This is a genomic window from Vibrio sp. Isolate22 (assembly GCF_022398115.1).
GTDB lineage: Bacteria > Pseudomonadota > Gammaproteobacteria > Enterobacterales > Vibrionaceae > Vibrio.
The window spans coordinates 75,267-93,109 of the sequence record NZ_JAKEUW010000008.1 but is presented as its reverse complement, the minus strand read 5'-3'; the positions used below and the strand labels follow the sequence as shown (position 1 = coordinate 93,109).

At 46.5% G+C, this 17,843-nt stretch carries 13 protein-coding genes; 9 read left to right on the top strand and 4 right to left on the bottom strand.

The window, feature by feature from the left end; all coding sequences use genetic code 11:
- Positions 1 to 147: 147 nt before the first annotated feature.
- Entirely contained in the window at positions 148 to 462 is a 315-nt protein-coding gene (locus L1D55_RS07285) for a transposase (protein WP_239916998.1), read from the bottom strand.
- A gap of 411 nt (positions 463 to 873) precedes the next feature.
- On the opposite strand from L1D55_RS07285, the gene gltB reads away from it, so the two are divergent.
- From gltB to L1D55_RS07240, 9 genes are all read left to right on the top strand, one after another.
- Positions 874 to 5,337 (top strand): glutamate synthase large subunit, encoded by a 4,464-nt coding sequence (gene gltB / locus L1D55_RS07280; RefSeq protein ID WP_239916997.1) that lies wholly within the window; start codon positions 874 to 876, stop codon positions 5,335 to 5,337.
- 16 nt (positions 5,338 to 5,353) lie between these two features.
- A complete protein-coding gene (locus tag L1D55_RS07275; RefSeq protein ID WP_239916996.1) occupies positions 5,354 to 6,766 on the top strand; it encodes an FAD-dependent oxidoreductase in 1,413 nt (470 codons plus the stop codon).
- Positions 6,767 to 6,925: 159 nt separating this feature from the next.
- Complete coding sequence (locus L1D55_RS07270; RefSeq protein WP_239916995.1) at positions 6,926 to 7,354, top strand: DUF1499 domain-containing protein; 429 nt, start codon at positions 6,926 to 6,928, stop codon at positions 7,352 to 7,354.
- 126 nt (positions 7,355 to 7,480) lie between these two features.
- On the top strand, positions 7,481 to 8,176 hold the full coding sequence (gene mtnN / locus L1D55_RS07265) for a 5'-methylthioadenosine/S-adenosylhomocysteine nucleosidase (protein ID WP_239916994.1): 696 nt from the start codon (positions 7,481 to 7,483) through the stop codon (positions 8,174 to 8,176).
- 10 nt (positions 8,177 to 8,186) lie between these two features.
- Positions 8,187 to 9,140: a cobalamin biosynthesis family protein gene (locus L1D55_RS07260; protein WP_239916993.1), complete on the top strand. Its 954-nt coding sequence runs from the start codon at positions 8,187 to 8,189 to the stop codon at positions 9,138 to 9,140.
- Position 9,141: 1 nt separating this feature from the next.
- On the top strand, positions 9,142 to 9,996 hold the full coding sequence (btuF, locus tag L1D55_RS07255; RefSeq protein ID WP_239916992.1) for a vitamin B12 ABC transporter substrate-binding protein BtuF: 855 nt from the start codon (positions 9,142 to 9,144) through the stop codon (positions 9,994 to 9,996).
- Between the two features lie 74 nt (positions 9,997 to 10,070).
- A complete protein-coding gene (locus L1D55_RS07250; protein ID WP_061033370.1) occupies positions 10,071 to 10,688 on the top strand; it encodes a TRIC cation channel family protein in 618 nt (205 codons plus the stop codon).
- 208 nt (positions 10,689 to 10,896) lie between these two features.
- Positions 10,897 to 11,478 carry a flavodoxin family protein gene (locus L1D55_RS07245; RefSeq protein WP_239916991.1) on the top strand — a complete coding sequence of 194 codons (582 nt, stop codon included), beginning with the start codon at positions 10,897 to 10,899 and terminating at the stop codon, positions 11,476 to 11,478.
- Positions 11,479 to 11,540: 62 nt separating this feature from the next.
- Complete coding sequence (locus L1D55_RS07240; protein WP_128162008.1) at positions 11,541 to 12,386, top strand: LysR family transcriptional regulator; 846 nt, start codon at positions 11,541 to 11,543, stop codon at positions 12,384 to 12,386.
- Here L1D55_RS07240 and L1D55_RS07235 read toward each other — a convergent pair.
- The 3 genes from L1D55_RS07235 to carA all read right to left on the bottom strand — a co-directional run bounded on the left by L1D55_RS07235 (position 12,337) and on the right by carA (position 17,702).
- Complete coding sequence (locus L1D55_RS07235; protein ID WP_239916990.1) at positions 12,337 to 13,116, bottom strand: TSUP family transporter; 780 nt, start codon at positions 13,114 to 13,116, stop codon at positions 12,337 to 12,339. The two genes, L1D55_RS07240 and L1D55_RS07235, sit on opposite strands and share 50 nt — an antisense overlap.
- Before the next feature lie 199 nt (positions 13,117 to 13,315).
- On the bottom strand, positions 13,316 to 16,546 hold the full coding sequence (gene carB, locus L1D55_RS07230) for a carbamoyl-phosphate synthase large subunit (protein WP_239916989.1): 3,231 nt from the start codon (positions 16,544 to 16,546) through the stop codon (positions 13,316 to 13,318).
- 16 nt (positions 16,547 to 16,562) lie between these two features.
- On the bottom strand, positions 16,563 to 17,702 hold the full coding sequence (gene carA / locus L1D55_RS07225) for a glutamine-hydrolyzing carbamoyl-phosphate synthase small subunit (protein ID WP_239916988.1): 1,140 nt from the start codon (positions 17,700 to 17,702) through the stop codon (positions 16,563 to 16,565).
- Positions 17,703 to 17,843: the final 141 nt, after the last annotated feature.

Genomic DNA, 17,843 nt, shown 5'->3' with positions numbered 1-17,843 from the left:
ACCCTTCCTAACTTTTATATTTGGCTAGCACTCGATGCTAGCCTTTTTTCTATCTAGCATTTTGTTACTACAGATGCGCCCTTACTGTAAATTACCACCTTCTAAAGAAGGTGGCTTTGTGTGAGCCCCCTAAAAGGGGGCCTTTGTTTAGTCCAACGCCAGTTGCTGCTGCTCCACGCGCTCTTTTTTCTCTTGATGTCTTACATAGCGTCGAATGATTTCTTCATTAACCCCTACGCTATCGACAAAATAGCCCCTTTGCCAAAAGTGGTTACCCCAGAGTTTGTTTCTCCTTAAATATGGAAATTTACTAAAGAGTTTTAAAGCTATTTTGCCGTTTATACATCGATAAACTTCTTTACCTACATTGTTTTTCAAAATCCTAAATCGATACTTTGGTGTCCACACTATGTGATATTGACATCTCCAAAATACGTGGGAAGCTTGATTATATCTGCTCATGTTATTTGTCCTCTTTGACTTCGCTAAAAATCAAGGGAGCATTTAACATGGGTAGAACTACAGGCAAAGCCAAACTGAATGATAACCACCTACTGAAGTAGGTGGTTTAGGGCTGAAAATAAATGTTAAATATCATTAACATTTCCTATTCATATCTAATTGATATCAATCGAGTATTTTAGATTATTACGTGGTTAATCGCGTTTATGCATGATAATTAACCATGAACTTGACCTTAAACACAATTAGCTATACGTTGTAAAACTGGTGAAAATAAAGCCACTGGGTTTTGTTAACACAAAGGATAACGTTGAACTAGCTAAAAAATGGTAAGTTTATAAAAAATAACAAGTACATGAATAGTTAGTCATTTACTGTCTGGATGACAGAGAAGCAAAAGGGAGAATTGCAATGGCTCTATATGATCCTAGTCTTGAAAAAGACAACTGTGGATTTGGTTTAATAGCGCAAATGGAAGGCCAACCTAGTCATAAGTTGGTGAGAACTGCTATTTCAGCCCTAGATCGCATGACACACCGTGGTGGTATCGCCGCGGATGGTAAAACTGGAGATGGCTGTGGCTTACTACTACAGAAGCCCGATTCCTATCTAAGAATTATTGCAGAAGAGAATAATTTTAATCTCGGCAAGCAATACGCTATTGGCATGATTTTCTTCAGCCAAGATCCAATCAAAGCTCAATCAGCACAAGAGATCGTCAATAAAGAGCTCGCCCAAGAGACATTGACCGTTGCTGGTTGGCGTGAAGTTCCGACCAATACCGAAGTATTAGGTCCTATCGCAAAAGATTCTGTTCCAAATATTCAGCAAGTATTTATCTCTGCGCCGGCCGGTTGGCGTGAGCGTGATATCGAACGCCGCTTATACATCGCGCGTCGCAGAATTGAAAAACAGATCACCGAAGACAAAGATTTCTATATCTGTAGCCTTTCAACACAAGTGATGGTCTACAAAGGCTTGTGTATGCCTGCCGATCTTCCGCGATTTTACCTCGATCTTGCAGACTTACGTATGGAATCAGCAATATGTTTGTTCCACCAGCGTTTCTCGACTAACACACAACCACGTTGGCCTCTCGCGCAGCCATTCCGTTATTTAGCGCACAATGGTGAGATCAATACCATCGAGGGTAACCGTCAGTGGGCCAAGGCTCGTGCCTATAAATTTGCTTCACCACTGCTGCCAGATTTGCAGACCGCCGCACCTTTCGTGAATGAAACGGGCTCTGACTCCTCAAGCCTAGATAACATGCTCGACCTATTCCTAGCCGGTGGTATGGATGTGTTCCGAGCTATGCGTATGCTGGTTCCGCCCGCTTGGCAGAACCACCCAGATATGGATCCAGATCTGCGCGCATTTTACGACTTCAACTCCAAGCACATGGAACCGTGGGATGGCCCTGCTGGCATCGTTCTGTCTGACGGTCGTTACGCTGCATGTAACCTCGATAGAAATGGCCTGCGTCCTGCGCGCTATGTCATTACCAAAGACAACCTAATCACGCTGGCATCAGAGGTTGGTATCTGGAACTATGCGCCAGATGAAGTCGCAGAAAAAGGCCGTGTTGGGCCAGGTGAGCTACTGGTTATCGATACTCGCCGCGGCAAGCTATGGCAATCTAATGAGATCGACAATGACCTCAAAGGCCGTCACCCATATAAGGAGTGGATGGAAAAGAACGTTCACAAGCTAACACCATTTTCAGAACTCGATGATGACCAGGTGGGTAAGCGTAGCTTCGACGATGACACGCTCAAAACCTACCAAAAACAGTTTGCGATGAGCAACGAAGAGTCCGATCAAGTATTACGCGTGCTTGGTGACATGGGACAGGAAGCGGTCGGCTCAATGGGCGACGACACGCCAATGGCAGTACTCTCTTCGAAAGAGCGACTAGTCACTGATTATTTCCGTCAGAAGTTTGCCCAAGTCACCAACCCACCGATTGATCCTCTACGTGAAAAGCACGTGATGTCGCTCGCCACCAGCATTGGCCAAGAGATGAACGTGTTCTGTGAAACAGATGGTCACGCCTATCGTGTGACATTTGATTCTCCTGTTCTTCTTTACTCAGACATGCAGCAACTTCTGCAACTGAATCAAAAGCACTACCGCCATGCGATCCTAAGCATGCACTACGATCCAGCTCAGCAAGATCTCGAACAAGCCATCAATGCCGTATGTGATCGTGCGGAACAAGAAGTACGTGACGGTGCGGTTTTAGTTGTGTTGTCAGATAAAGGTTTAGAGAAAGGTAAACTGCCAATTCCAGCAGCAATGGCGGTTGGTGCAGTGCAGGCTCGCCTTGCTGATACCAACCTACGTTGTGATGCCAACATCGTAGTGGAAACAGCAACCGCTCGCGATCCACACCAATTCGCGGTACTACTTGGCTTTGGTGCGACTGCGGTTTATCCGTACCTTGCTTATGAAGCCTTAGGCAAGATGCTCGATGATGGCTCTTTAGACAAAGACTATCGCGCAGCGATGCAGAATTACCAAAACGGCATCAACAAAGGTCTGTATAAGATCATGTCGAAGATGGGTATTTCAACCATTGCTTCTTACCGCTGTTCGCAGCTTTTCGAAGCCGTTGGCCTACATTCTGACGTCGTTGAGCTCTGTTTCCGTGGAGTCACTACTCGAATCCAAGGCGCAAGCTTTAGCGATTTCCAGCAAGATATTTACAACCTATCGCGTAAAGCATGGACCAAGCGTAAGCCAATCGAGCACGGTGGTTTACTGAAATACGTCCATGGTGGTGAATATCACGCTTATAACCCAGACGTGGTCGGTACACTGCAAACCGCAGTAAAAACTGGCGAAACATCGGATTACCTCTCTTTTGCAAAGCAAGTCAATGCTCGCCCTGCGGCTATGTTACGTGACTTAATGAGCCTGAAGAAAGCCGATAAACCATTAGCCCTTGAGCAAGTCGAGCCGAGTAGCGATCTCTTTAAGCGCTTTGACTCAGCTGCAATGTCGATTGGTGCTCTGAGCCCAGAAGCGCATGAAGCATTAGCGATGGCGATGAACCGCTTGGGTGGTTACTCAAACTCTGGCGAAGGTGGTGAAGATCCACGACGCTTTGGTACCGACCGTAACTCACGCATCAAGCAGATTGCGTCTGGTCGTTTTGGTGTCACACCACATTACCTAACCAATGCAGATGTTCTGCAAATCAAGGTCGCACAAGGCGCTAAACCTGGAGAGGGTGGCCAACTGCCAGGTCATAAGGTGACGGCAGAAATCGCCAAACTGAGATACTCGGTTCAGGGTATCACTCTGATCTCTCCTCCTCCACACCACGATATCTACTCAATCGAAGATTTGGCTCAGCTGATTTTCGACCTTAAGCAAGTTAACCCTAAAGCTTTGGTTTCTGTGAAGTTAGTGTCTGAACCAGGTGTTGGTACTATCGCGACTGGTGTAGCAAAAGCCTACGCCGATCTGATCACTATTTCTGGTTACGATGGCGGTACCGCAGCTAGCCCACTAACCTCGGTAAAATACGCGGGTTGCCCTTGGGAACTTGGGTTAGCAGAAACTCAGCAAGCACTGGTTGCTAACGGCCTTCGTCATAAGATCCGCCTGCAAGTTGATGGTGGTCTGAAAACCGGTCTCGATGTGATTAAAGGCGCGATTCTCGGTGCTGAAAGCTTTGGCTTTGGTACTGCACCGATGGTGGCAATGGGTTGTAAATTCTTACGAATCTGCCACCTCAATAACTGTGCGACAGGCGTTGCGACTCAAGATGAAACATTGCGCCGCGAATATTTCAAAGGGCTACCAGACATGGTGGTGAACTACTTTACAGGCTTAGCCGATGAAGTTCGCCAACACCTTGCTGACCTTGGTGTAGAAAAACTCACTGACCTAATCGGACGCACAGATTTACTGGAGGCTGTTGAAGGCCTGACTGCGCAACAGAGTAAACTGGATCTCTCATCGATACTGGAAGCTCCGGTATCACCAGAGGGGCATCCTCTGTATTGGACCGAACCAAACGCGCCATTTGATAAGGCTCAGCTCAACCAGCAGATCCTAGACGATGCACTCGATGCGATTGAGAAAAGACAATCCACCAGCCTTTACTACAACGTTATTAATACAGACCGTTCGATTGGTGCTCGTATCTCTGGCGAAATTGCTAAGCGATACGGCAACCAAGGCATGGCAGGCTCACCAATCAAATTGTACTTAGACGGTACTGCAGGCCAATCTTTCGCAGTTTGGAATGCTGGCGGCGTTGAGCTGTATCTAACAGGCGATGCCAATGACTATGTTGGTAAAGGCATGGCTGGCGGTAAGGTAGTCATTAAGCCTCACCAAGGCACCGCATTTACTTGTAACGAAGCAACCATCATAGGTAACACCTGCTTGTATGGGGCAACCGGAGGCAAGTTATTTGCAGCAGGTACCGCAGGCGAACGATTTGGCGTACGCAACTCAGGCACGGTTGCCGTGATTGAGGGGGCGGGTGACAACGCTTGTGAATACATGACAGGCGGTATTGTTGCCATTCTTGGCGCAACTGGCGTTAACTTCGGTGCTGGTATGACGGGCGGCTTCGCTTATGTCATGGATAAGAATGAAGACTTCCAAGGTCGAGTGAACAACGAGTCAGTTGAGGCGCTTTCCCTATCTGACTTATATATCCACCAAGAACATCTGCGTGGCTTAATTGCAGAGCACTTAGAAGAGACGGGCTCAGTACATGCTGAAGCTATTCTGGCGAACTTTGATGAATGGATTCCGAAGTTCTATCTAGTGAAACCAAAGACGGCGGATCTCAACACCTTGCTCGGCCACCAAAGCCGCAGCTCAGCTGAACTTCGTGTTCAAGCGCAATAATTGGAAGGAGCCAATAATGAGCCAGAATGTATACCAATTTATTGATGTGAATCGCGTAGACCCAGCGAAGAAACCAATCAAGATACGTAAGATTGAGTTTGTAGAGATCTACGAACCGTTCACTAAACAGCAAGCCAAAGCACAAGCAGACCGCTGTTTAGATTGTGGTAACCCTTATTGTGAATGGAAATGTCCAGTTCACAACTACATCCCTCAGTGGCTTAAGCTTGCCAATGAAGGGCGCATTATCGAAGCAGCTGAACTATCTCACCAGACCAACAGCCTGCCAGAAGTATGTGGCCGTGTGTGCCCTCAAGACCGCTTGTGTGAAGGCTCTTGTACCCTCAATGACGATTTTGGTGCCGTCACCATAGGTAACATTGAAAAGTACATTACCGATAAAGCCTTTGAGATGGGTTGGAAGCCAGACATGTCTCACGTTGAATGGACCGATAAAAAGGTCGCAATCATCGGTGCGGGTCCAGCTGGTCTTGCGGCGGCTGATATCTTAGTACGTAATGGTGTGAAAGCCGTTGTGTTTGATCGTTACCCAGAGATAGGTGGTCTCCTCACTTTTGGTATTCCATCGTTCAAGCTTGAGAAAGGTATCATGGAGAATCGTCGCCGCATCTTTAGCGAGATGGGCGTTGAATTCCGAATGAATACCGAAGTTGGCAAAGACATTCAACTTCAAGAGCTGGTCGATGATTACGACGCTGTTTTCCTTGGTGTAGGCACTTATAAAAACATGCGCGCCGGTCTAGATAATGAAGATGCACCGGGTGTTTATGACGCTCTGCCATTCTTAATTTCGAATACCTACAAGGTCATGGAGCTGGAAAACCCAACCCCATTCATCGATATGCAAGGTAAGAAAGTCGTCGTGCTTGGTGGTGGTGATACCGCAATGGACTGTGTTCGAACCTCTATTCGTCAGAATGCGGCTGATGTGGTGTGTGCTTATCGTCGAGATGAGGCCAACATGCCAGGCTCTCGCCGTGAAGTGAAGAATGCACGTGAAGAAGGCGTGAAATTCAAGTTTAACCTCCAGCCTATCGGCTTAGAGCTTGATAGCTCTGGGCATGTTGCTGGCGTTAAAGTCGTGAAAACCGCATTAGGTGAACCTGATGAAGCAGGTCGTCGTCGCCCAGAACCGGTTGAAGGCAGTGAGCACATTCTTGAAGCCGATGCCGTGATCATGGCATTTGGTTTCCAACCTCACGCTATGGAATGGTTAGAACCTTTCGGTGTCGAACTTGATCAATGGGGCCGTATTAAAGCGCCCGGTCAGCAAGAGTTTCAGTACCAAACCACCAACAGCAAAATATTTGCAGGTGGCGATGCGGTTCGCGGCTCTGACTTAGTGGTGACCGCTATCGATGAAGGCCGCAAAGCCGCTGAAGGGATATTAGATTACCTAGAAGTGTGAGTGGGTTTCCTTTATTACTCAGTTCGTTACTATAAAAAAGGATCCAATTATGGATCCTTTTTTGAATTAGATACGTTTATCACAAGCGGAACAAAAAACAGCAAACAAGCCAATTCTGATAACTACAATTAGAATTAAAAACAAGCCATAGGAAACACAATGAAAAAAGCCGCTCTCCTCTCGCTATCACTTTTAACATTGACCGCTTGCAGCCAAGGAATCACGGACATGAAAGACAGAACCTCATCACCTTGTGGTGACAAACCTAATTGCGTATCAACACAAGATGACCGTGAACAACATGCTTTGGCTGCGTACGAACTATCCGATTCAGCAAACCTTGATGCCATTGAGCAAGTTGCTCTAACTTTGCCGGGCGCGAAAACGGCCAACAAAACCGATGATTACCTGCGTGTTGAGTGCACCTTACGCATCATGCGCTTTGTCGATGACCTTGAGCTAAAAGTCGATGGAGACAAGCTCATCGTTCGCTCCGAGTCTCGTACAGGCTACTCTGATTTTGGTGTGAACCGTAAACGAGCAGAACAACTCCGTGCTAGCTTGCAAAGCGAAGGTCTAATCAAATAGACAAAGAATACTGGAGTAAATCCACACTATTCGGATGAGAAGTGCTTCTGGGCAGTCGCTCGACGCTTCTTATCCATGCTACAATTTCGCTCTACTGTTTAAATATTTTTAATTAAGAGACTACACATGAAAATCGGCATCATTGGCGCAATGGAGCAAGAAGTTGCGATCCTAAAAGCAGCTATTTCAGACATTACTGAAGTTAATAAAGGCGGTTGTACCTTTTTCTCTGGTCAGCTAAATGGTGTTGACGTTGTTTTGCTTCAATCAGGCATTGGTAAAGTAGCTGCAGCAGTTGGTACTTCTATCCTACTAAGCGAATACCAACCAGATGTCGTTCTAAACACTGGCTCTGCTGGCGGTTTTGATTCAACTCTAAACCTTGGTGATGTGGTTATCTCTACCGAAGTGCGTCACCACGACGCAGACGTAACAGCTTTCGGTTACGAAATCGGTCAAATGGCAGGTCAACCAGCGGCATTCAGAGCAGACGAGAACCTAATGAAAGTCGCTGAGCAAGCGCTAGCTCAAATGGAAGACAAGCACGCGGTTCGTGGTCTTATCTGTACTGGCGACGCGTTTGTTTGCACTGCAGAACGCCAAGAGTTCATCCGTAAGCACTTCCCATCAGTAGTAGCTGTAGAAATGGAAGCTTCTGCAATTGCTCAAGCTTGTCACCAGTTCCAGGTACCATTTGTGGTTGTTCGTGCAATCTCTGATGTTGCAGACAAAGAATCACCAATGAGCTTTGAAGAGTTCCTGCCACTAGCAGCACAAAGCTCTTCTGAAATGGTTATCAAAATGGTTGCCCTACTAAAGTAGGCGACTAAGCATGCAAACACTGTTTGATCAGGTATTTGCAAATGGCGTGCTCCTTGTAATGTGGGGAGCACTGCTTTTTCATTTGATTCTACCTATCCCTCATGCCGCACACCCCACGACCTTATGGCATAAGTTTGCTGAGCTACTAGCAACTAAGGTCAACAACAATCAGAGTTACTCCCAAAGCCTTATCTCCGGTACCTTAGCCTGGGGGTTAATGGTACTTCCAACTCTGATTATTCTCTTGGCACTGCAACCTCTGGTTTGGCAGACTCAACTGTTCCAACTGCCTTTGTTACTGCTCGCTATCGATTGGCGTAACAATGAAAAGCTAGCGAGTCAGCTCATCAAAACACTTAGCCAAGAAGATAAAGCGACAGCGCGTCAATTACTGGCTCCGATTGTCAATCGCCAAACCGATTCACTATCATCGTTAGGGCTTGGGAAAGCTGGAGCTGAAACTATCATCATGGGCTACGGTCGTAATGTGGTTTGTGTCCTATTTTGGTACGCCATCGGAGGCGGAATCGCGGCATTAATGTATCGTCTGATTGTCGAATTAGCCCGAGCTTGGTCACCAAGCCGCAAGCAGTTCTCTCCTTTTGGCTCAACGGCAATCAAGATTGTCGCTATCCTCGAATTTATCCCAATGCGTTTATTTGCCTTGATGATCGTATGCGGTGATAAAGCGTCTCACACACTTAAGATGATGCTAACTCAAAGTCGCTCTTGGCCTCTGCCAGGCCCTGCGTGGTTGATTACAGCAGTAGGCAATAAGCTTGAGCTATCACTCGGTGGTCCGGCTATTTACAACGATACCAAAGCCATTCGCGCAAAATTAGGCGGAAGAATCGCCCCATCCGCACTGCACTTATCACAGGTTCAAAAGCTGCTATTTGGACGCATCGCTATTTGGATATTCTTACAAAGCTTAGCCTTACTCATTATTCACCAAGGGATTTAAAGTGAAACCCTCTCAACTTGTTACATCATGTGCAACTTTCGCGATCAGCTTTAGCTTATGGATACCAAGCACGCTTGCAACCGAAGTAACTAAGGCAAAACGCGTGGTCAGCTTAGCCCCTCACGCCACAGAGCTCGCATACAGTGCGGGTTTAGGCGATAACTTAGTTGCTGTGAGTGAACGAAGTGATTACCCACCACAAGCCGATAAGCTAGAAAAAGTGGCAAACTATCAAGGTATCAAGGTTGAGAAAATCATCGCGCTTCAGCCAGATCTTATCCTTGCTTGGCCAGCGGGTAACCCACCGAGAGAACTGGCGAAACTGGAGCAGTTTGGCTTTAATATTTATTACTCGAAAACCAAAAGCCTAGACAGCATCGCGACCAATATAGAGCAACTTAGCCAATACGCCAGCGATCCGAGTATCGGTGAGAACAATGCTAAGCAATACAAAGAGCAGCTCAACGCATTAAGGCTAAAATACAAAGATGCGGAGCCTGTCAGCTACTTCTACCAGCTAAGTGAAAAACCTATTATCACCGTGGCACAAGGACACTGGCCAAGTGAAGTATTTGAGTTTTGTGGCGGCCGAAATATTTTTGAAGACAGCGCTTCACCCTACCCGCAAGTCGGTATTGAGCAAGTTGTGCTGAATAAACCGCAAGTGATCTTCACTTCTCAGCACGCTATTGAGAATGGAACCATGTGGCAACCGTGGGCGGAAGAGATCCCAGCCGTCGCTAAAAATCAGATATGGTCGCTCAATTCAGACTGGATTAACCGACCAACCACAAGAACTTTGCAAGCTATCCAGCAAGTGTGCGATTACTTCGATAGAGTCCGAGAAAATCACTAACTTTTTAGTCTGTTTTTTCGTACAATTCGCCACCGACCTGTCCCTACAATTTTAACAATAAGAGCACCAGTATCATGGACTCCATGCTGCTTTATATTATCGATTTATTTGGCACTGCCATCTTTGCTATCTCAGGCGTATTTGTTGCTGGACGCCTAAAAATGGACCCTTTTGGTGTCGCCGTTCTCGGCAGTGTAACCGCTATTGGCGGAGGTACAATTCGAGACATGGCACTGGGTGCTACTCCTGTTTTTTGGATAACCGATACCACCTATCTTTGGGTCATTATCGTTACCTGTTTATTAACTATGATCATCGTGAGACGCCCCAAGCGTTTGGCATGGTGGATCCTACCCGTCTGTGACGCCATAGGTTTAGCCGTGTTCGTTGGTATTGGTGTTGAAAAAGCATTGGCTTATCAAGACTCAGCATTGGTTGCCATCATCATGGGCGTAATTACAGGCTGTGGCGGCGGCATTATTCGTGACGTACTTGCCCGAGAAGTACCGATGATCCTGCGAAGCGAAGTCTACGCGACCGCTTGTATCATCGGCGGAGCATTCCACACTATGGCTATTCGCATGGGCCACGATTCAGAGACAGCCTTCCTAGCTGGCGTATTCTCTACATTGTTGATCAGACTTGGCGCCATTCGTTGGCACTTATCGTTACCAACTTTCGCGATAAAATAAGCTATCGCTAAAAAGAAAAGGGCTCCGCTTAGGGGCCTTTTTAATCTTACCACCTCAGCCATTTGCCCTTCCTCTCCCCTTCAAGTCACTTCCACATATCCACCTTTAACTTAGTAATGTTTTTTATTTACTTAATTGATTGACGAGCTATATTAGTAAACGAATGACTTTATAAACATATTCATTTACTAACAATGAGGGCTCTAGGATGAGCAGTAATAAAATTGGAATTGTTTTCTTTTCTAAATGCGGCGCAACTAAGCAGGTCGCCGAACTGCTCGCAGAGGGCATAAACACACAGCTACCTGACTCAGCCCTACTCATCGAAGTGCTGCCTTCGGAGATCATTGAAGGCCGATATGACAATGACAAAAAGCTCAAACTCCTAGACAGTTGTAATGCGATCGTTTTTGGCGCTCCAACCTACATGGGTTCACCTGCCGCTCAGTTTAAAAGTTTTATGGATGCGAGTAGTGATAACTACTGCAAGAAGCTATGGCGAAACAAGCTCGCTGCTGGCTTCACCTCTGGCGGAAGTCTTAATGGAGAGCAACAACAAACCTTGCTTAGCTTTTTCACTCTAGCTTGCCAGCACGGAATGCTTTGGGTTGGCTTAGACGCATCAAGACACACAGATAATTTAGGGTTAAACCGCACTGGCTCAAACATTGGTTTAGTGTCTAGTATCGATGATGGTGAAGATAACGTTAACCACAATGACTTGCTCACTGCTCAATACTACGGTTCAAGAATCGCCAGCTTGGTTCAAGAACTCATAAACAAAAGCTAGAGCAACGGCCTTGATTGAGATAAGTTGGAGGTATCATTCCCAACTTTCATGAATACCATCAAATGCTACTCGAAGGAATCGAAACTCTCTTGGTTTTGAGTAAAGCCAAAACCATGAGCCGCACTGGCAGTTTGCTGTATATCAGCCAATCAGCGGTAAGCAAACGGATTGCTAACTTAGAAAAGAAGTTGGGTAAAAAGCTTATTGAGCCGAGCGGTCGTCAGATAAAACTCACGCCAGATGCGATAGCACTGATCGAGAGTATTGGTCCTACGTTCAATGAACTTCGTGGTCTTATTTATGAACAGCAAGAACTGGAAGATACCACTCTCATCACCTTAGATAGCTCTAAGTCTCTGATAGCCGGCTATTTAGGTGAAATGATGGGGCAGTTTATTCAACAGGATAAATACATCACCATAACCACCAACCACACGCCCAGAATCATCGAGCGAGTTCAGTCCGGTAAGGCAACCCTAGGTTTATGCGCAGGCTTGTTGCCGCCACATCATGGGTTGATGACATTTCACCTGTTCGACGAGCCCTTTTACATTGTAAGTAAGTTGCCGCTGAACGGGCTTCCACCCAAAGTCATCACGAATGACATGACTAATCCAGCCAACTCTTACCAGCTCTCAGTACTAGAAAAATTTGGCATTAAGCCTTTGATGGAAATGGACGCTTACACCGCAGCGGCGCAGCTTGCATTAGGTGGGACAGGACCTGCTTTGATCCCACTCTCGATCGTAAAAACACTCAATATTGAATCTCAATATCTGTATAGTTTCCCAGAATTAGCGGGCTTAATTCGACCGATTCATATCTGCGTGAGGCCAAATAGCTACCAGTCTCCACGGGTTAAAACACTGATAGAATCCATTGTTGATGCTGTTCCCAAAGCAGTTTAAACGCCATGAGCATCGACATCACAATCACTAAGGGGCGAATCCACTTCTGCCCTTTTGTCACCACCACTTTCGCGCCTAGCTGAGCCCCCATAAAGCCACCAATTGCCATCACTAAGCCGAGTTCCCAAATTGGCAAGCCTGCCAAAATAAAGAAGATCAGTGCAGCGATGTTAGAGGTGAAGTTCAACACCTTAGTACGAGCAGTCGCATCGACTAATGAGAAATGACCAATTGCGACAAAGCAGACAGTGAAGATAGAGCCGGTACCTGGCCCAAAGAAGCCATCGTAAAAGCCAACACCACCGCCAACACACAAAGCAAACATGGCTTCAGAGATCTTCTGTTTACCTTCAGAGGCTTTAGTTTGTGGTGCTAATAAGAAATAGAGTGAGATAGCGATCAGCAGCAGTGGGATCACGCTGGTCAATAAGCTCGCATCAATGAACTGAACGAGTTCTGCACCAATCGCCGAGCCAACGAAGGTACACAAAATGGCAAGACGCATCTCCTTGATACTAACGATACCGTTACGCACGAAGTACCAGCTTGCGGAAAAACTGCCAAAAGAGCTTTGAAGCTTGTTAGTTGCTAGGGCTTGTGTCGGTGGAACTCCCGCTGCGAGTAATGCTGGCAAAGTCAGTAGCCCGCCACCGCCAGCCATCGCATCGATAAAGCCTGCTGCCGTTGCGACAACAAATAAGATAGCCAATATTTCCAGAGTGATTTCCATATACCCAACGCCTCAAAGTCTCGTGTAGCGACAACTTACCATCCTGAGCAGGCGATCAATAACGAAACACAAGATTTTAACCTATTCCAAATATTCATCATTTAACTAACGCAGTATCACAGACATAAAAAAGCCCACTCCGAAGAGTGGGCTTTGAGCATTTATATCCGCTAACTTCAGTTCAGTTAGCTAAGACAAATTAAGCTTGAGAAGCTTTCACCTGAGCGTGTAGCTCTTGAACAGAAGTTACTGTCGTCTTCGCGTCAGCTGTGTGAGCCATACACGTTGCAAACGCTGCGTTTAGCGTTGTTGTGTAGTTCACTTTCTCAGCAAGTGCACCACGACGAAGAACTTTAGAATCTTCAATCGCTTGACGGCCAGCTGCAGTGTTCACGATGTAGGTGTACTCGTTGTTCTTGATACGGTCAAGAATATGAGGACGGCCTTCGTGTACCTTGTTTACTAGACGTGGGTTGATGCCCGCTTCGCCAAGAATAACTGCTGTACCGTGTGTTGCGTCTAGCTGGTAGCCAAGCTTAGATAGCTTAGATGCTAGGTCTACAACACGCTCTTTGTCGCCTTCGCGAACAGAAAGAAGTGCACGACCGCCTTCTGGGTAGATGTTGCCACAACCCAATTCAGCTTTAGAGTAAGCTTCTGCGAACGTTGCACCAACACCCATAACTTCACCAGTAGAGCGCATTTCTGGGCCTAATAGTGGGTCAACACCTGGGAACTTGTTGAATGGAAGTACCACTTCTTTCACTGAGTAGTAAGGTGGGATGATTTCTTTCGTAAAGCCTTGAGACTCTAGCGATTGACCCGCCATTACACGTGCTGCAATCTTAGCGATTGGTGCGCCAGTTGCTTTAGATACGAACGGTACCGTACGTGCTGCACGAGGGTTAACCTCGATTAGGTAGACTTGGTTGTTCTTCACAGCAAACTGCGTGTTCATCAGGCCACGAACACCCAACTCGAACGCCAGCTTTTCAACTTGCTCACGCATTACGTCTTGGATTTCTTGGCTTAGCGTGTAAGCCGGAAGAGAACATGCTGAGTCACCTGAGTGAACACCCGCTTGTTCGATGTGCTCCATGATACCGCCGATAACTACGCGCTCACCGTCACAGATAGCATCGATATCCACTTCAACCGCGTCATCTAGGAAGCTATCAAGAAGAACTGGAGATTCGTTCGATACGCTTACAGCTTCGTTGAAGTAGCGACGTAAGTCTTGCTCGTCGTATACGATTTCCATCGCACGACCACCAAGCACGTAAGAAGGACGTACAACCAATGGGAAACCGATTTCGCGAGATTTCTCTACCGCTTGTTCCATTGTTGTTACTGTCGCGTTCTCTGGTTGTAGAAGACCTAGACGGTCAACAGCAACTTGGAAACGCTCACGGTCTTCTGCACGGTCGATTGCGTCAGGGCTAGTACCGATGATTGGCACGCCAGCCGCTTCAAGTGCGCGAGCCAGTTTAAGTGGCGTTTGACCACCGTACTGAACGATAACGCCTTTTGGCTTCTCAACACGAGCGATTGCTAGTACATCTTCCAGAGTTACTGGTTCGAAGTACAGACGGTCAGAAGTGTCGTAATCCGTTGAAACAGTCTCAGGGTTACAGTTAACCATGATAGTTTCATAGCCATCTTCACGTAGAGCTAGCGATGCGTGTACACAACAGTAGTCAAATTCAATACCTTGGCCGATACGGTTTGGACCGCCACCAAGAATCATGATCTTGTCTTTGTCTGTTGGGTTTGCTTCACATTCGTCATCGTAAGATGAGTACATGTAAGCCGTATCTGAAGAGAACTCAGCCGCACACGTATCAACGCGCTTGTACACTGGGTGGATATCGTATTGGTCACGTAGACGACGGATTTCGCTTTCTGCTACACCCAGAATCTTAGATAGGCGTGCATCCGCAAAACCTTTACGCTTAAGCTTGTTTAGCTCGTCTTTGTTCAGACCAGCAAAGCCTTTCGCTTTAAGCTCTTGCTCAAGCTTAACGATGTCTTCGATTTGAACTAGGAACCAACGGTCGATTTGCGTTAGGTTGAATACGCCATCTACAGACATACCCGCACGGAATGCATCCGCGATGTACCAAATACGCTCTGCGCCAGCTTCTTTTAGTTCGTGACGGATTGTTGTTAGTGCGTCAGGCGCATCTAGGTCAACCATTTCGTCAAAGCCTGTCGCGCCAACTTCTAGGCCGCGAAGTGCTTTTTGTAGAGACTCTTGCTGGTTACGGCCGATAGCCATAACTTCACCAACAGACTTCATTTGCGTCGTTAGACGGTCGTTAGCACCTACAAATTTCTCGAAGTTAAAACGAGGAATCTTAGTTACTACGTAGTCGATTGTTGGTTCGAATGATGCTGGTGTTGCGCCACCCGTGATGTCATTTTGCAGTTCATCTAATGTGTAACCCACAGCCAGTTTCGCTGCAATCTTAGCGATTGGGAAACCTGTCGCTTTAGACGCTAGTGCAGAAGAACGAGATACACGTGGGTTCATCTCGATGATAACCATACGGCCATCTTTCGGGTTGATACCAAACTGTACGTTTGACCCACCTGTTTCAACACCAATCTCACGCAGTACTGCTAGAGATGCGTTACGCATCAGTTGGTATTCTTTGTCTGTTAGTGTCTGTGCTGGTGCAACTGTGATTGAGTCACCCGTGTGGATGCCCATTGGGTCAAAGTTTTCAATCGCACATACGATGATACAGTTGTCCGCTTTGTCACGAACCACTTCCATCTCGTACTCTTTCCAACCGATAAGAGATTCATCGATTAGAAGCTCGTTGGTTGGAGATAGATCCAGACCACGACGACAGATTTCTTCAAATTCTTCTTTGTTGTATGCGATACCACCGCCAGTACCACCCATAGTAAATGATGGACGGATGATACATGGGAAGCCAACCATATCTAGAACGCCGTAAGCTTCTTCCATTGTTTTAGCAGTATCAGCGCGTGGACACTCAAGGCCGATAGACTTCATCGCTTTATCGAAACGAGAACGGTCTTCTGCTTTATCGATAGCGTCAGCCGTTGCACCAATCATTTCTACACCGAACTCTTCAAGAACACCGTGTTTCTCTAGGTCTAGTGCACAGTTAAGTGCTGTTTGGCCACCCATTGTAGGTAGAACTGCATCTGGCTTCTCTTTCGCAATGATGTTGCGAACAACTTCCCACTGGATAGGCTCGATGTAAGTTGCATCAGCCATATCAGGGTCAGTCATGATGGTCGCTGGGTTCGAGTTTACAAGAATAACTCGGTAACCTTCTTCTCGAAGCGCTTTACAAGCTTGAGCACCAGAGTAATCGAACTCACATGCTTGGCCGATAACGATCGGGCCAGCACCTAGAATTAGAATACTTTTAATGTCAGTACGTTTTGGCATTGTCTACTACTCCGAATTACGCTGTGTGCTTTTTAATTAGTTCAATGAAGTGGTCGAATAACGGCGCTGCGTCTTCTGGACCTGGGCTTGCTTCTGGGTGACCTTGGAAGCTAAATGCTGGTTTATCTGTACGGTGGATACCTTGTAGAGAACCATCAAATAGAGACTTGTGCGTTGCACGTAGGTTTTCAGGAAGTGTGTATTCGTCAGCAGCAAAGCCGTGGTTTTGCGAAGTAATCATCACAACATCACGATCTAAATCTTTAACTGGGTGGTTTGCACCGTGGTGACCAAACTTCATCTTCACTGTCTTAGCGCCTGACGCAAGAGCAAGAATTTGGTGGCCTAGACAGATACCGAAGATTGGTAAGCCTTTTTCTAGGAACACTTTTGTCGCTTCAATTGCGTAAGTACATGGTTCTGGGTCACCAGGGCCATTTGAAAGGAATACACCGTCTGGGTTTAGTGCAAGCACTTCTTCAGCAGAAATTTCAGCAGGAACAACCGTTAGGCGGCAGCCGCGGTCAACGAGCATTCGTAGGATGTTTCGTTTTGCACCGAAGTCATAAGCAACAACGTGGTATGGCAATTCTGAGTCTGCTTTCGCTTCAGGAAGTCCACCCGTGAGCGTCCACGAACCTTGTTTCCATTGATACGCTTCTTTTGTTGTAACTTCTTTCGCAAGGTCCATACCTTTCAGGCCAGGGAATTCTTTTGCTTTAGCTAGAGCCAAAGCTTCGTCTAGGTTGTTACCCGCTACAATACAACCGTTCTGTGCGCCTTTTTCACGAAGAATACGCGTCAGCTTACGAGTATCGATATCAGCGATACCAACAACGTTTTGCGATTTAAGGTAATCAGAAAGGGATTGTTCATTACGGAAGTTAGAAGCGATAAGAGGGAGATCGCGAATCACAAGGCCTTGAGCGTGGATTGAAGAGGATTCTTCGTCTTCGGAATTGGTTCCGGTATTGCCAATGTGAGGGTAAGTAAGGGTAACGATTTGTTGAGAATAGGAAGGATCAGTGAGGATTTCTTGGTACCCCGTCATCGAGGTATTAAAAACGACTTCACCAACTGCAGAACCTACAGCGCCAATGGCTTCACCGTGAAATACTGTCCCATCTTCTAGGACAAGTAGTGCTGACTTTTTCAAGACAACCTCCAGAAATAAATATGCATTAAAATTGATTTAATTTGCAAATCTACCTTCCTGTAACACCAGAAACTGCGTGTTTATGGAAATTAGACAAATTGGCGGTATTTTAGTGATGTGCGTGATACGTGTCAACATTTA

Excerpts from the sequence above, each read along its gene's own strand:
- L1D55_RS07270 (WP_239916995.1), top strand. The coding sequence starts at position 6,926 with ATGAAAAAAGCCGCTCTCCTCTCGCTATCACTTTTAACATTGACCGCT.
- carB (WP_239916989.1), bottom strand. The coding sequence starts at position 16,546 with ATGCCAAAACGTACTGACATTAAAAGTATTCTAATTCTAGGTGCTGGC.
- L1D55_RS07285 (WP_239916998.1), bottom strand. The coding sequence starts at position 462 with ATGAGCAGATATAATCAAGCTTCCCACGTATTTTGGAGATGTCAATAT.
- L1D55_RS07260 (WP_239916993.1), top strand. The coding sequence starts at position 8,187 with ATGCAAACACTGTTTGATCAGGTATTTGCAAATGGCGTGCTCCTTGTA.
- L1D55_RS07250 (WP_061033370.1), top strand. The coding sequence starts at position 10,071 with ATGGACTCCATGCTGCTTTATATTATCGATTTATTTGGCACTGCCATC.
- gltB (WP_239916997.1), top strand. The coding sequence starts at position 874 with ATGGCTCTATATGATCCTAGTCTTGAAAAAGACAACTGTGGATTTGGT.
- L1D55_RS07240 (WP_128162008.1), top strand. The coding sequence starts at position 11,541 with ATGCTACTCGAAGGAATCGAAACTCTCTTGGTTTTGAGTAAAGCCAAA.
- L1D55_RS07235 (WP_239916990.1), bottom strand. The coding sequence starts at position 13,116 with ATGGAAATCACTCTGGAAATATTGGCTATCTTATTTGTTGTCGCAACG.
- L1D55_RS07245 (WP_239916991.1), top strand. The coding sequence starts at position 10,897 with ATGAGCAGTAATAAAATTGGAATTGTTTTCTTTTCTAAATGCGGCGCA.
- L1D55_RS07275 (WP_239916996.1), top strand. The coding sequence starts at position 5,354 with ATGAGCCAGAATGTATACCAATTTATTGATGTGAATCGCGTAGACCCA.
- mtnN (WP_239916994.1), top strand. The coding sequence starts at position 7,481 with ATGAAAATCGGCATCATTGGCGCAATGGAGCAAGAAGTTGCGATCCTA.